Below are 13,973 nucleotides of genomic sequence, written 5' to 3' on the forward strand. Positions count from 1 at the left end.
GGGCGATTCGAACTGACCTCTATATGACTGACGTGGCACAAGCCTGGGGTCCGCAGCGACCCGGGCTTTCTGCCGCGAGGCACGGATATGACATCTGCTCTTTCATCTCGATCCACGCTGGGCATGGACACTCCACAGGTAATGGCCAAGGCCAAGGTGCTTGGCCGGGCCGTCTACGCGGGAGATATCAAGCTGGCCGGCATGTTGCATGGCAAGGTTCTGCGCAGCCCTTACCCGCATGCGCGCATCGTTCGCATAGACACTGCCGAGGCGCGCGCGCTGCCTGGCGTCAAGGCGGTTCTGACCGGCGAGGATGCTCCCGCCACTCTCTGGGGGGCGCATCACAAGGAACGCGCTGTCCTGGCCAAGGGGGTGGTGCGTTATTGCGGCGAGGAAGTGGCCGCCGTGGCTGCCGTGTCCGACGAGATCGCACGCGATGCGCTGGATCTGATCCGGGTCGAGTACGAAGAGTTGCCCGCCATTCTCACGCCCGAGGAGGCCATGGACGAGGAGGCTTTCGGCATCCACCCGGACCGCAACAATGTGGCCCAGCATATCCAGTTCGAGCGCGGGGACGTGGAGGCAGGCTTTGCCGCCGCAGATCTGATTCACGAAGCCACTTACACCACGCATTCTCAGTACCCCGGCTATATGGAGCCTATGGCCACGGTGGCTTCGCTGGACCCTGATGGCCGGCTGGTGCTCTATACCTCGACCCAGGCCGTGAATCTGGTGCGCATGCAGGTGGCCATGACCCTGGGTCTGCCCATTTCCCGCGTGCGCGTGATTCAGGCCGCTACCGGAGGCGGCTTCGGCGGCAAGATCGTGGAGGACGACAACCAGTTGCTGGCCGGCCTGCTGGCCTTGCATACCCGGCGCGCCGTGCGGCTGGTCAACAACCGGCTGGAGGACTTCCAGGCGGCATGTGCCAGCGTGCCCGAGCGCATCACGCTCAAGCTGGGCATGCAGGCGGACGGCCGCATAGTCGCCAAGCAGGTGGGCATTGTTGCCGAATGCGGTGCCTATGCCGGCCTCGCCGGCGATGTGATGCATGTCAGCGCCATGCGCAGCGACAATATGCACCGCAATCCCAATGTGCGCTCGCAAGCGACGCTGTACTACACCAACAATCCGCCGCGCGGCGCCTTCCGCGGCTTTGGCGGAACCCAGATGCAGTTCGCGCTCAACAGCCATATCCACACCATGGCGGAGAAGCTCGGGCTGGACCCGGTGCAGGTGCACAAGATCAATGCACTCAAGGCCGGTGAAGTCTCGATCCACGGCTGGCATATCGGTAGCACCGGGCTGCTGGAGTGCATAGATCAGGCCACCGAAGCCATCGCCTGGTCAAGCAAGCGCCAAGAGGCCAAGGACACGGGCACCAAGCGCCGTGGTGTGGGCATGGCCGCCGCCATGCATGTGAGCGGCAACCGCACCATAGGCAATTGGGACGGATCGACGCTGGTCATCAAGATCAACGAAGACGGCCGCGTCTTTCTCATCAGCGGTGAATGCGATATGGGCCAGGGGGCGAGCACCATGCTCAGCCAGATCGTGGCCCATGAACTGGACCTGCCTCTTGCCGATATTCATGTGCTTGCGCCCGATACCGATGTCTCTCCGGTGGCCGTGGGTACTCTGGCTTCGCGCGTCACCATGTCGGGCGGCAACGCGGCCATCATCGCTGCGCGCAAGGCGCGCCAGGAGTTGCTAAGCTTGGCTGCCGAGCGTCTGGGCGCGCGGCCCGATGCGCTGACGCTGGAAGGCGGTGCGGTCTACGTGAGTGCGGAGCCAGAACGCCGCAGCACCGTGGCCGAGTTGGCACGCCAGCATATCTGGCGCCATGGTGGCGGTGGCATCCAGGTCACCGGGACCTGGGACCCCAAGACCGTCATGCATGACGACAAGCTCTACGGCAATATCGCCGCTGCCTACTCCTACGCTGCCCAGGCCGTCGAAGTCGAAGTGGATATCGAGACCGGCCAGGTCAGCGTCATCGACAGCTATGTCGCCGACGACTGCGGCAAGGCGCTCAACCCGATTGCGATTCATGGCCAGACCAATGGCGCCACCGTCCAGGCCATAGGCTGGACGCTGTATGAGCAACTGCACTACGAGGGTGGACGGCTGGCGAACGGCAACTTCGCGGACTACAACATGGCCACCGCCGATGCGGTTCCCATGCTGCGCGGCGGCGTTGTGGAATCCAACGATCCCAACGGTCCCTATGGCGCCAAGGGGGCCAGCGAGACCGCCATCCTGCCAGGCGCACCAGCTATCGCCAACGCCGTCTATGACGCGATTGGCGTGCGCATCACCGATCTGCCCATCACCCCGGAAAAAGTGCTGGCTGCATTGCACGCCAAGCAGCAGCAAGGAGCAAGCCATGCGTGAGTTTGATTTTGCGGAGCCCCGCTCGGTTGCGGAGGCCAGCCAGATGCTGGCCGAGTACGGTGATGATGCACGCATCATCGCGGGCGGGTCGGCTCTGATGCTGGCCATGCGCCAACGCATGCTTGCGCCCACGCACCTGATCTCGGTGGCAGGGCTGCCCCGGCTGCATGGCATCGATTTCGATCCGCGCCAAGGTCTGCGTATCGGGGCCATGAGCCGTCATATCGATGTGGCTCGCTCCGAGCTCGTGAAAGCGCATGCACCGGTGCTGGCCCGGATGGCCGCCCAGGTGGCCAATCCCCAGGTGCGCAACCAGGGAACGATTGGCGGCAATCTCTGCTATGCCGACCCTTCCACGGACCCGCCCGGCTGCCTCATGGCACTCGATGCCTCGGTCGTTCTGGGCAGCACGCGCGGAGAGCGCGTGTTGTCGATGGAAGAGTTTTTGGTCGACTACTACACCACGGCCATGGAGAGCGATGAGCTGCTGCTGGAAATCCGGGTGCCGCTGCAGGCGCCCGGCACCCAGGGGGAATACACGCGCTTTTTGCGCACGGCAGCAGAACACCGGCCCCTGGTCAGCGTGGCCCTGGTCGTGCAAAGAGAAGGGCAGACATGCCATCAGGCACGTCTGGCCGTGGGCGCATCCACACCCATTCCCACCAGGCTGCGCCGCGCCGAGGACTGCTTGCGTGGCAAGACCGTGAATGCGCAGCTTGCTGCGCATGTCGCCGCCATCGTGGCCGAGGACATCCAGCCGGTCTCGGACCTGCGCGGCAGCAGCGAGTACCGCCGTGCCATGGTGCGCGCGGTGACTCGCCGCACGGTGTCCACGCTGTTTGGAATCGATATCAATGAAGGAGTTGCCGCATGAGCACGCATCGCATCGAATGCCAGGTCAACGGCGAATCGCACAGCGCCGAAGTCGCATCACGGCGACTGCTATCGGATTTCTTGCGGGACGACCTGCATCTGACCGGCACCAAGCGGGGTTGCGAGACCGGAACCTGCGGTGCCTGTTCGGTGCTGCTGGACGGTGAAGTCATCAAATCCTGTCTGATGCTGGCCGTGCAGGTTCATGGCCGCAGCATCACCACCATCGAAGGGCTGGCCGCCGACGACCAGCTGCACCCCCTGCAGAAGAACTTCATGCAGTGCGGCGGCCTGCAATGCGGCTACTGCACGCCGGGTTTCATCATGGCCTCCTGCGACCTGCTCAAGAACACGCCTCAGCCCAGCTGCGAGGAAGTGCGCCACGGCCTCAGCGGCAATCTCTGCCGCTGCACCGGCTACACCCAAATCGTCGAGTCCGTGCTGCATGCAGCACAGGAGATGCATCATGGAAATTGAAAAAACCCTGACCGTTTCAGCTCCTCCCCAGCAGGTCTGGGATCTGCTCCTCAACCCCCAGATCATGGCCGGCGCCGTGCCCGGAATGAAGTCCATCGAGGTCATCAGCCCCACGGAATACGTGGCTGAGATGCACCAGAAGATTTCCTTCATCAGTGCCAAGTTCAAGCTCAAGACCAGGATCGTCGAGCAGAAGGCTCCGGAATACATGCGCGTCGAAGGCACGGGCGAGGATGCGTCGGTGGCCAGTTCGCTCAAGCAGACCAGCGAAGTGTTTCTGACGCCTGCGATCAACGGTGGCACGGAGTTGCGCATCAAGGTCAATGTGGACGTACTGGGGCGGCTCGGGGCTTTTGGCCTGTCGGTCATGAAGACCAAGGCCGACCGCCTGTGGGAAGAGTTCGGCAGCAATCTGGCGGCGCGCATAGAGGCCGGTGGCCTGGCTCTCGATGAGCCCGGTGCGGTTTCACTGGCGCCGGTTGCGCCTGCTGTTGCCAGGCAGGCCGTCACCCGGCCCGAAGTGGCTCCTGTTTCTGCGCCCGATCCTGCTCCAGCGCCGGCTCCCGGCCCGGTTCCGCGAGATCTCATGGATGCGGCCGTCACGGCCAGCACCGAGGACGCAAGCCCTGATGCCGGCTGGTGGGCGCGCATCTTCGGTACTGCCCGCAACACGCGCAACTCCGGCCAGTTCATACGCGTAGAGGTGCGTCAACTGGACAAGACGCTCTGTGTCGAGTGGCCTGTCTCGGCCGCGTCCGAGTGCCGGGAATGGCTCAGGTCGCTGCAGAAATAAGCGCGTTTCCCCATAGACCCGAAAGGAGGTTCAGGACCCAAAAGACCAATCACATCAAGCCACGCATGCAAATAACTAAACGAAATTGGAAACTGGAGACATTCATGCTTAAAAAAATAGCAGGCGCTGTTGCGCTACTAGGGGTGGGAGGTTTCGCCCATGCACAATCGTCGGTGCAGATCTACGGCATCATGGACACGGCCGTCGAGACCATGAACCATGTGGGCGCGAGCAGCTCCACCTTGACGCGCATGCCCAATCTCTCGGGCAGCGTTCCTTCGCGCCTGGGATTTCGCGGCCGCGAGGATCTGGGCGGTGGCCTGAGCGCATCCTTCACGCTGGAGATGGGCATAGGTCCTGACAGCGGTGCGCTCAACCAGGGAGGTCGCGGTTTCGGCCGCCAATCGTTCGTCAGCCTGAACGGGCCCTGGGGCTCGCTGGGCCTGGGCCGCCAGTACACCATGCTGTTCTGGTCCGTGCTGGATGCCGACGTGATCGGCCCAAGCCTGCACAGCATGGCCAGCCTGGACAGCTACTTCCCCAATGCACGGGCCGACAATGCGATTTCCTACAAAGGCACGTTCTCGGGCCTAACCATTGGCGCGACCTATAGCTTTGGGCGAGATGCCGTCAATGCCGGCCCCAGTCCTTCAGGCACCAACTGCGCAGGCGAGAGCAGCACGGCCTCCAAGACCTGCCGCGAATGGTCGGCCATGCTCAAGTACGACGGCGCGACATGGGGTGCAGCATTAGCCCATGACGAGCTGCGTGGCGGCCCCGGCGCTTTCGCAGGACTGAGCAGCAGCGACAAGACCGACAAGCGCAGCATGCTCAATGGCTACGTCAAGTGGGGCGGCGCCAAGATTGGTGCCGGCTTTATGCGTCGCAAGAACGACGGATATATCGCCTCACCGCGCAACGACCTGTGGTTTGTCGGCGTGAGCTACCCCATGGGGTCCTGGACGCTGGATGCCCAGTACAACCAGCTCAAGTACAAGGACAACGCGGACAAGGGTCAACTGATGGTCCTGCGTGGCACTTACAACCTCTCCAAGCGCACGGCAGTCTATGCCTCGCTGGGCTATATGAAGAACAGCGGCAATGCGGCTTTTGGAGCCAGCAGCGCTCAGGCTGGAGGAACGCCAATGCCGGGTGTGAACCAGACTGGCTTTGGCGCGGGCTTGCGCCATACGTTCTGACTTCAGAACTAAACAGGCGAGTGCAGGAAGCCTGGTGGCCTGCACTCGCTTTCTTGAGAAGATGCAGCAGCCTTGACACATTGATGTCAGGCGGTGTTTGCTTCGTGATACCCAGTGCGGCATCGATGTAGAACAGTGCAGTGTCCTCACTTCCCTTGAAGCCACTGCCGATACAGGTCATCGTCAGCAGCAGCTTGCCCATTAAGAGCCGAGGCAACGCTCTCCCCAATTCTGGAATGCCAAGCCCGGTATAGCGACAGGCATCGAACGTCCACACAACCGTGGCGATGACGATGCCACCTGGAACAGGGTGCAGGGGAACGGAAGTCACATGGCGCTGCTTCCAGTCACAAGCAGGATGCTTCGATGTAGCGTTCAGGGCTGGAATCTCTGTTGATTACGTGTGCACTCAACCCGCGCTGTAAAGCGCCTTGCTGAAGCTCCTCCCAGGCTGCAGGAGGCCCTTCCTTCCTGTGAGCTGCTGAATGTGTCAGTGAAATGGCTTCACCATTGCTTTGTCATGAAATCGCCATATAGCGTGCGTAACATTTACTCACAATGATTCCTTTGGCGATGCTGCATGCCTGAAATCCCCGAGTATCTGAGCGACTTCCGGCCACGCTTTCGCCCACCGAGTGCTGCCGACCTCTGCACCGAGGTCCCGTGCATGACGACCGATGACACTAATGAGAAAGTCATGGAGGTTTTCAACCGCTACCGTGACCTTGTCAGCCTTCCCGTTGTTGAGGGCAAACAGCCCATCGGGCTCATCAACCGCAACATCTTCCTGTCGCAGATGAGCAAGCAGTTCCGTATGGAACTCTATGGTCGCAAGAGCTGTATTGCATTCATGGACAAAGAGCCGCTGATCGTGGATGCAGCTTTGGACATCGAGGCGCTGACTTTCAAAACAGTGGAGTACGGCGAAAAAGCGCTGTCCGACGGCTTCATCATCACCCGAGATGGTGCATTTGCCGGAACAGGCAATGGGCTCCAGCTCATGCGGGTGGTGGCGGATATGCAGGCTTCGCGCAATCGCCAGATCATGCACAGCATCGAATATGCCAGCGTGATTCAGCAGTCGACACTTCGCAGCTCCCTGGATGCGCTCGCAAGAGCCTGTCCCGAAGCACATCTGGTGTGGGAGCCACGTGACATTGTCGGTGGCGATTTCTACCAGTTCAGCACCAACACCGATGGCTGGTTTGCGACCGTGGCGGATTGCACGGGGCATGGCGTGCCAGGTGCTTTCATGACCTTGATTGCGTCGACCAGCCTCAACCAGGCGATAGAGCAGAACGGGTCCCGCGACCCGGCCAGTCTGCTGGGCCATGTCAATCGCAGCATCAAGCAGATGCTGGGTCAGGTCGACGGTCAGGACGCAACACCGGGCTCGGACGACGGCATGGACGCGGCCTGCTTCTGGTTTGAGCCCGTGAACGGGCGCTTGACTTTCGCGGGCGCACGGCTGTCCATGTTCCTGCTGCGTCCCGATGCGGACACTGTTGAGATGCTGGAGGGACAGCGCAAGGGAGTCGGCTATGTCGACAGCGAAATCGATTTCGCTTGGCTTAACCAGGAGGTAAGCCTTCCCCGCGGCACGCTTGTCTTTGTGAGCACCGATGGGCTGATTGACCAGATCGGCGGTCCACGCGGTATCGCCCTTGGCAAGCGCCGGGTGCGGGAATCACTGCTTGAGCATCGGCAGAAGTCTCCTTCAGAGGTCAATATGGCCTTGCTCGAATCTCTGCGCGTCTGGCAAGGTGAACACCACCGCCGCGACGATCTGACTTTTTTCTGTTTTCGTACCTAGTCTCAAGGCCCATATATGCCTTCCCCCATGATTGCCGAGAAGTACGGATCCTTCTTCAATTTGGCGCGCCAGCACCAAGTCATTTTCTACTACGTCGGGTATTTCTCGCAGCACATCGTTGCGGCCATGGCCGATGCAGTGAAGTTGCAGCTTGAAGTTGCCGGGGTTCCCGCTCCAACCCGACGCAAGCTGTTTTCCTCATTTGTGGAGATGGCGCAGAACATCATTCACTACTCAGCTGATGCGCTGACTCCCTCCAGTCTGAACAACGGGGAGCTACGACATGGCTCTGTCTGCATTCGACGAGAGGAGGACGGCAGCTTTCTGCTGCTCTGCGCCAATCCTATCGAGCCACTGATGGCCGAGGCTTTGCGGGTGAAGCTGAACGCACTGCGGAGCATGACGCTCGAAGAAATCAAGCAAGCCTATAGACAGACACTTCGCGAGGAGACGCCTGAGGGGAGCAAGGGTGCGGGCATGGGTTTCTTGACCGTTGCCCGGGATGCCAGGGAACCGTTGGAGTTCGACTTCGACGCGGAGTCTGGCGACTCGCCTGTTTTCTACCTTAAGGCGGCCATATAGGCACGGCGAGACCGTCATCGAATAAAGAAAACTGATGGAAAACCTCTACATTGCCCCAACGCCCAGCTCTCCCGAGGTGGATTTCATTTTTGATGCGCATACCTTGAGCATGCGCGGCGAGTCGTATCCGGAAAATGCTGCAGCTTTCTACAGCGACATCATTTCTCGGCTCAAGGGCTACTTGTCCGCACAGACAGAGACAAAGATCGAAGTGAATATTGCGCTGGCGTATTTCAACAGTTCCAGCACCAAAATGCTCTTCAATTTGATAGAGGCTCTGAGCAATTGCGCAGAGGCCGGTAATCGCGTGGTGCTCAACTGGTATCACGATGAAGAAGACGACACGATTCTCGAGTTCGGGCAGGAGCTGAGCGAGGATTTTCCCGCTCTCGAGTTTGTCGCCCATCCAGTTGGAGCAACCTGAATGAACAGCCCTGGCACTTCAGCGTCGCCAGATCTGTTTGAAGCAGAGAATCAGGCTCTGTTGACTGCGCGAGCGGCGCATGCCGTCTGCGCCTGCACAGCGCCAACTCAATGCAGACAGGCATTGGGTGACCTGCTTCTTGCATACGAGAGGCTTTTGCGAGAAACGCGCCGACTGGTGCGCCGCAGCGATCGCGCGGAACTGGAGATGAATCAGTTGAATTCCCGGCTTCAGGATCTGGCGGCAGAGCTTGAGCATCGGGCTACTCACGACACGCTGACGGGTGTCCTGAACCGAGCTGCCGTTATCGAGCTGGTGAACCAGTATTTCGTGCATGATGATCTTTCACTGATCGTGCTGGATATCGATCACTTCAAAAGAATCAACGACAGTTTTGGTCATCCGACGGGTGACAAGGTCATCCTCGGCGTTGTTGCCTGTCTTCAGGCCGTGGTGCCTTCCTCAGCGGAGATCGGCCGGGTCGGCGGTGAAGAATTCACTGTTGTGCTACCTCGTCAGAGCGCGGACGTTTCCGAGAGACTGGCACAGGATCTCCGGCGCGCGATTGAAATCTGTGATTTCGATCTGCCCGATGGAAGTGGTGTCACTGCCAGCTTTGGTGTGAGTTGGGCACCTCCGGGCGGCGATTTCGACAGCGCGTATGGCTTCGCTGACGAAGCGCTTTACGTCGCAAAGCGAGGCGGACGCAACCAAGTCTGCCTCTCGTCGTGTTTTTTGCAGTCTCTCGAGCATGAGACCTGAGCCAGCTCCAAGGGGGGATCAGTCGCGCCTGGTCTCAGCCGACACAATGCCAAGCGCAGACCCGGCCTTTGGTCCAAGGTGGCGCATCCTCGTTGTGAGCGCAGATCCAGAGGTTCACGCGGCAAGCCGTTCCTCTTTGGATGCGCAGATGCTGTTCGAGCGCCCGCTGCTGTTTTTGAATGCGTTTTCTGGCGACGAGGCAAGACAGCTGCTTCTGAGCGAAAGTGACCTGGCCGTGGTCATACTCGATCTTGCGATGGAGCGGGCGGGCGTGAGAATCGATCTGGTGCATTTCATACGCCATGCTGTGGCCCTGCGCAATACCCGCATCATTCTTCTTTCCAGCCAACCGGGGCAGGAGCTCGGGCTCGATGCACTGATTGAAAATGACATCAGTGACTACAGAACTAGAGCGGAATTGACTGCTGATCGGTTGCACGTCATCGTTGCCACGGCAGTTCGCTCCTACAAGCAGCTGTGCGCGGCGGACACAAGCCGAGGCGGCCTGGAGCATGTTCTGCGATCCAGCGCATCTCTGCTGGAGATCAAGGACTGCTACGAATTCGCATCCGGCGTACTGACACAACTGGCGGCTTTGCTGAAGGTTGCACAAGTGGGTGTGGTTTGTGCCCAGGAGTTGGTCAATCCTGACGGCTGCTACTTCGTGCAGGCGGCAACGGGCCGATTCTCCGAGCTGATCGGGCATCCTCTGGAGTTGTTGCCGCAGACCTCGGAGTTGGGCTTGCTAAGAAAGGCCGTTGAGGGCCGCTGCAATGTCTACGGCGAGACTGGCGGGCTGGCACTGCATATCGGCCATGACGATGGACAGAACTTCGTGGTGTTCATCGACGTGCCCAGGCATCATGCCGTGCTGCATCCGCAACTGCTGGATGTCTTCTGTGCCAATCTGAGCACATTGCTGCATAACCGCGGTTTGCTCGGGCGCCTGAAAGAGAGTGCCTATCATGATCCTCTGGTGAATCTTCCCAATCGCGCCCATTTCGTCGAGGCAGTCGATGAATGCGCAAGACAAGGCCTGCACGACTACATTCTGGCGCTCATCGATATTGACGATTTCAGTGCTACGAACGACCTGATGGGGCATCTGTTCGGGGACCGTCTTCTGGAGCGCGTTGCTCGCTGTCTTGAAGATGTGCTGCCAGACGATGTGCTGTTGGCCAGGCTGGGGGCGGACACCTTCGGGGTCTTGGGGGCCACCGGACAGGTGCAGCCCAGGCGTCTGCTGGAGTGCGTGCGCCAACCGCTGAGTATTGATGGGGTTCCTTACAAGGTTTCGCTCACCTGTGGCTATGTGCTTTTGCCTCAAGAGTTTCGAGCAGGGGCGGACTTGGTCAAGGATGCCACGATTGCACTCAAGCGTGCGAAGCGAGATCACCGCGGTCAGGAGCTGAGGTACTCCGATCAGATGGGAGCCGAGGCGCGGTCCAGGGCATTGTTGCTGTCCGAACTCAGAGAGGCGATCGAGAACCGGGAGCTGTTTCTGGTCTATCAGCCACAGCTCAATTTGGTGACGCGTAGCGTCGTTGGAATTGAGGCGCTGCTGCGATGGCGTACGGAGGATGGCCGATTCGTGCCTCCGGACAAGTTCATCCCCGTTGCTGAGCACTCGGGTCTGATTGTGGCCCTTGGCCAATGGGTGCTCATGGCCGCATGTGCAGCGATGCGCGAATTGCTGGATGCAGGAGTCGCGCCTCAGCGCATTGCAGTCAATGTCTCGACGGTGCAGCTTCAGGACCCTGGATTCCTCGAGATCGTCTGCGCAGCACTCGCCAGCAGCGGTTTGCGAGGGGATCTCCTTGAGCTGGAGATCACCGAATCTGTGGCGGCGCTTCCCACGGATTTGCTGAAATCAACGCTGTCGGCGCTGAGGGCAGAGGGCGTCTCCATCGCCATCGATGATTTCGGCACCGGCTACTCTTCGCTGAGTTATCTGGAGCAGCTTCCTCTGGATCGAATCAAGATTGACCGATCCTTTGTGTGCCAGCTGGGCGAGCCGGACGGCGCACGGATAGCGGAAATGGTCGTTCAACTGGGTCGCAAGCTCGGATTGAGCGTGCTGGCCGAAGGCATCGAGGACGCCACCGTGTGCCAGGCATTGCTCGCCATGGATTGTTATGAAGGACAGGGCTATTACATCGCGAAGCCCATGGACAAGGACATGCTCCTGGCATGGCTTCAGGCGCATTGCCTCGATGCAGACGCAGAAAGTTGCAACCAGCTGATGGCGCCACCGGTTGAACTCTCTTTTGATTCACGGGGTGTTGCCGCGTTCGGCGCGGAAGAATCGGCAGTGGCTATCCTCCCCGCAATAAGCGGTTCTTCAAGGCATGTGATGCGAGAGAGGGACCGGCATACATGCGCTTGACCTTGGCACTTTCTTCCTGCTTGTGCACTGGCGCACAGGCATTCCGGGATGTCGGTCTTTATTCGGCCAACGCGGTGCTTGCCGCTGGCACGGTGGATCGTGGCGATAAGCTCGAAGTGCTGGGGGCCTGTGGCGCGCGCTTCACTGCAGCTGGATTTTCTTCGGTAAGTAAATGCCCCAGGCACTCTTGATCGACTCTTGCTTCTTGACGCGTAGAGATTCAAGAATGCCTTGAAACACCGTCGCCAAGTCTTCGACACCCATCCGCAGAAACTCCAGGCAAGAAAAAGCCCCTGCAAGAGGGGCTGAGAGTGCTTGCAATGATTCACTCATCCTGGATATATAAATTGCCGGGGAATAGCGAGATTTCCCGTTTTTTTGCGTTCAATTCACGTTATCCCGCCAGCAACTCAAGGCAGTACATATGCAGCATGCAGCGAGGATCGCGATTATTCCAGCGGGGTATTTGCAACGTTTTTCATCTTGCCCAGGAAGAGGCGTGTGAAGAACGCGGCCATGACGATAATCAGCACAATCACGGCCAGGCTCATCAGACCGTAGTCGGTGGAAAAGAGATCGATCATCAGCTTCATGGTTCCTCCCTGTTGAGTCTCCGCAGTCTTGCGGGCATGTCTCACTATGGCTGCGGGCGCCGCCGGAGGGCTTGTGCTGTATCAAGCTTTGGCAGCCGTCGCTTTGAGGCAGAGCAAGCAGGAGTACAGGATGAACGAGCAATCCTGCCAGACGCCCGTAGGGGGGTCTGGCTGTGCTGTGATCGCTTTCAGGGAAGTGGGGCTCTCTTCTCTCTTACTTGCGCAGAAAAGGCAAGGCTACCTCGGCGGGAATGGGGCAGACATAGGGCTTGCCTTCACGACGTTGCAGCAACTCCTCTTTGGCGCGTTCCAGCAGTTCGGGTCGAGCCAACAACTCCACGGCGGTGGCCGTGAGAATTTTTGCAGCATGCACCATGCCGGTGTGAGCCAGGCCGGACTGGCCTTGCGACACCATCTGCCAGGAGTGCAGAGGCGTGCCAAAGGCATAGCAGGCCACCCAGGCCTGAACCGTGGGCGTGATCCAGCTCACGTCGGCTACGTCGGTGGAGCCGAACATGATGTCGCTGGCATCGGGGTCGTAGGGCATCAGACCTTCAAAAATGGCCGGCACCTTGCCGCGCAGCACACTGGCGAGCGGGCGGCTGACGGCATCGACATCATTTTTGTCTAGCGTGGCCTGGAACTGGCCGGCGACTGCATGTGCCTGCGCGTCGGCCTGCAACTGTCCCAGTGCTTGCATCTGCGCATACATCACCTTGTTGAGCGTGTTGTTCTGCAAGAGATTGGAGCAGGCCTTGTCGAAGACGATTTCGAGCCTGCAGTCCGTCATCAGCGCGGCGCCGCGAGCTACGTTCTGCACGCGTTCATAGAGTTCGGCGGCTTCGTGGTTGCGCGCTGCCCGCACCAGGTACAGCACTTCGGCGCGCGCCTGCACCACATTGGGTGACAGACCTCCGCTATCAGTGATGGCATAGTGCACGCGCGCGTCCGAGGGCATGTGCTCGCGCAGATAGTTCACTCCCACGTTCATCAACTCCACTGCATCCAGGGCGCTGCGGCCCAGATGGGGCGAGTGAGCGGCATGCGAGGCCTTGCCATGGAAGACAAACTTGGCCTGGATATTGGCCAGCGTGCTCTGGCTGAACAGGCCGGTGTAGCTGGCCGGATGCCAGGTCAGTGCGGCATCCACATCATTGAAAACGCCGGCGCGGGCCATGAAGGTCTTGCCAGAACCGCCTTCTTCGGCCGGGCAGCCGTAGTAGCGCACGCGTCCGCTCAGGCCTGTGCGTTTCAGATGCTGCTGCAGTGCAATGGCGGAAAAGTGTGCCGAAGTGCCCAGCAGATGGTGGCCGCAGCCGTGACCGGCCAGACCAGGGCTGTCGATGGATGGGGTGCACACCAGAGCACCGCTTTGCTGGTTCAGGCCTGACAGCGCGTCGTACTCACCGAGCAAGGCAATGACCGGGCCAGCATCGCCCCATTCGGCCATGAAGGCGGTGGGAATGCCCGCCACATCACGCGTGATGCGAAAGTCAGCCTGCTCCAGGGCATTGCTGTGCAACTGGGCCGAAGCATTTTCGGCATAACGCAGTTCGGCCAGTGACCAGATCTGGTCGGCCAGCGCCGTCATGCGTGGTGTCTCGCGTTGAAAAAAGTCCTGCAGGGCGCTCATCGCTTGCATGGCAAAGGGTCCTTGAGCTGTGGTGAAGAAGACAG

Annotated in this window: 13 protein-coding genes; 10 read left to right on the plus strand and 3 right to left on the minus strand. The window is 60.0% G+C overall.

Translation table 11 applies throughout. From position 1 onward, the window contains the following. Nucleotides 1-87 precede the first annotated feature (87 nt). The 10 genes from ACLBXN_RS06175 (at nt 88) to ACLBXN_RS06220 (ending at nt 11,703) form a co-directional block, all read left to right on the plus strand. Nucleotides 88-2,394, plus strand: coding sequence for a xanthine dehydrogenase family protein molybdopterin-binding subunit (locus ACLBXN_RS06175; protein WP_447611500.1), 2,307 nt, complete (start codon nt 88-90; stop codon nt 2,392-2,394). Continuing rightward, complete coding sequence (locus ACLBXN_RS06180; RefSeq protein WP_447611501.1) at nt 2,387-3,268, plus strand: FAD binding domain-containing protein; 882 nt, start codon at nt 2,387-2,389, stop codon at nt 3,266-3,268. The genes ACLBXN_RS06175 and ACLBXN_RS06180 overlap by 8 nt, the downstream gene beginning before the upstream one ends. Further along, nucleotides 3,265-3,744: a (2Fe-2S)-binding protein gene (locus ACLBXN_RS06185; RefSeq protein WP_043004150.1), complete on the plus strand. Its 480-nt coding sequence runs from the start codon at nt 3,265-3,267 to the stop codon at nt 3,742-3,744. The genes ACLBXN_RS06180 and ACLBXN_RS06185 overlap by 4 nt, the downstream gene beginning before the upstream one ends. Then, nucleotides 3,734-4,537 carry a CoxG family protein gene (locus ACLBXN_RS06190; protein WP_447611502.1) on the plus strand — a complete coding sequence of 268 codons (804 nt, stop codon included), beginning with the start codon at nt 3,734-3,736 and terminating at the stop codon, nt 4,535-4,537. The genes ACLBXN_RS06185 and ACLBXN_RS06190 overlap by 11 nt, the downstream gene beginning before the upstream one ends. Nucleotides 4,538-4,641: 104 nt before the next feature. Then, nucleotides 4,642-5,736, plus strand: coding sequence for a porin (locus tag ACLBXN_RS06195; RefSeq protein ID WP_447611503.1), 1,095 nt, complete (start codon nt 4,642-4,644; stop codon nt 5,734-5,736). 580 nt (nt 5,737-6,316) lie between these two features. Next, complete coding sequence (locus ACLBXN_RS06200) at nt 6,317-7,549, plus strand: SpoIIE family protein phosphatase (RefSeq protein ID WP_447611504.1); 1,233 nt, start codon at nt 6,317-6,319, stop codon at nt 7,547-7,549. 15 nt (nt 7,550-7,564) lie between these two features. Beyond that, nucleotides 7,565-8,131 carry a SiaB family protein kinase gene (locus ACLBXN_RS06205; protein ID WP_447611505.1) on the plus strand — a complete coding sequence of 189 codons (567 nt, stop codon included), beginning with the start codon at nt 7,565-7,567 and terminating at the stop codon, nt 8,129-8,131. 34 nt (nt 8,132-8,165) lie between these two features. Continuing rightward, complete coding sequence (locus tag ACLBXN_RS06210; protein WP_447611506.1) at nt 8,166-8,555, plus strand: DUF1987 domain-containing protein; 390 nt, start codon at nt 8,166-8,168, stop codon at nt 8,553-8,555. Then, nucleotides 8,556-9,317 carry a GGDEF domain-containing protein gene (locus tag ACLBXN_RS06215; protein WP_447611507.1) on the plus strand — a complete coding sequence of 254 codons (762 nt, stop codon included), beginning with the start codon at nt 8,556-8,558 and terminating at the stop codon, nt 9,315-9,317. Between the two features lie 148 nt (nt 9,318-9,465). Continuing rightward, the gene (locus ACLBXN_RS06220; protein ID WP_447611508.1) at nt 9,466-11,703 is read left to right on the plus strand and encodes a putative bifunctional diguanylate cyclase/phosphodiesterase; all 2,238 of its coding nucleotides are present in this window, start codon (nt 9,466-9,468) and stop codon (nt 11,701-11,703) included. Nucleotides 11,704-11,844: 141 nt separating this feature from the next. On the opposite strand, the gene ACLBXN_RS06225 is transcribed toward ACLBXN_RS06220, so the two are convergent. From ACLBXN_RS06225 to ACLBXN_RS06235, 3 genes are all read right to left on the minus strand, one after another. Beyond that, nucleotides 11,845-12,036, minus strand: coding sequence for a hypothetical protein (locus tag ACLBXN_RS06225; RefSeq protein WP_447611509.1), 192 nt, complete (start codon nt 12,034-12,036; stop codon nt 11,845-11,847). A gap of 116 nt (nt 12,037-12,152) precedes the next feature. Then, nucleotides 12,153-12,296: a DUF3149 domain-containing protein gene (locus tag ACLBXN_RS06230; protein WP_003056033.1), complete on the minus strand. Its 144-nt coding sequence runs from the start codon at nt 12,294-12,296 to the stop codon at nt 12,153-12,155. Nucleotides 12,297-12,510: 214 nt separating this feature from the next. Next, entirely contained in the window at nt 12,511-13,938 is a 1,428-nt protein-coding gene (locus ACLBXN_RS06235; RefSeq protein ID WP_447611510.1) for a M20 family metallopeptidase, read from the minus strand. Nucleotides 13,939-13,973: the final 35 nt, after the last annotated feature.

The sequence above is a fragment of the Comamonas sp. C24C genome, assembly GCF_053345995.1.

Coding starts and splice junctions, on each gene's coding strand:
- ACLBXN_RS06175 (WP_447611500.1), top strand. CDS start 88: ATGACATCTGCTCTTTCATCTCGATCCACGCTGGGCATGGACACTCCA.
- ACLBXN_RS06180 (WP_447611501.1), top strand. CDS start 2,387: ATGCGTGAGTTTGATTTTGCGGAGCCCCGCTCGGTTGCGGAGGCCAGC.
- ACLBXN_RS06185 (WP_043004150.1), top strand. CDS start 3,265: ATGAGCACGCATCGCATCGAATGCCAGGTCAACGGCGAATCGCACAGC.
- ACLBXN_RS06190 (WP_447611502.1), top strand. CDS start 3,734: ATGGAAATTGAAAAAACCCTGACCGTTTCAGCTCCTCCCCAGCAGGTC.
- ACLBXN_RS06195 (WP_447611503.1), top strand. CDS start 4,642: ATGCTTAAAAAAATAGCAGGCGCTGTTGCGCTACTAGGGGTGGGAGGT.
- ACLBXN_RS06200 (WP_447611504.1), top strand. CDS start 6,317: ATGCCTGAAATCCCCGAGTATCTGAGCGACTTCCGGCCACGCTTTCGC.
- ACLBXN_RS06205 (WP_447611505.1), top strand. CDS start 7,565: ATGCCTTCCCCCATGATTGCCGAGAAGTACGGATCCTTCTTCAATTTG.
- ACLBXN_RS06210 (WP_447611506.1), top strand. CDS start 8,166: ATGGAAAACCTCTACATTGCCCCAACGCCCAGCTCTCCCGAGGTGGAT.
- ACLBXN_RS06215 (WP_447611507.1), top strand. CDS start 8,556: ATGAACAGCCCTGGCACTTCAGCGTCGCCAGATCTGTTTGAAGCAGAG.
- ACLBXN_RS06220 (WP_447611508.1), top strand. CDS start 9,466: ATGCTGTTCGAGCGCCCGCTGCTGTTTTTGAATGCGTTTTCTGGCGAC.
- ACLBXN_RS06225 (WP_447611509.1), bottom strand. CDS start 12,036: ATGAGTGAATCATTGCAAGCACTCTCAGCCCCTCTTGCAGGGGCTTTT.
- ACLBXN_RS06230 (WP_003056033.1), bottom strand. CDS start 12,296: ATGAAGCTGATGATCGATCTCTTTTCCACCGACTACGGTCTGATGAGC.
- ACLBXN_RS06235 (WP_447611510.1), bottom strand. CDS start 13,938: ATGCAAGCGATGAGCGCCCTGCAGGACTTTTTTCAACGCGAGACACCA.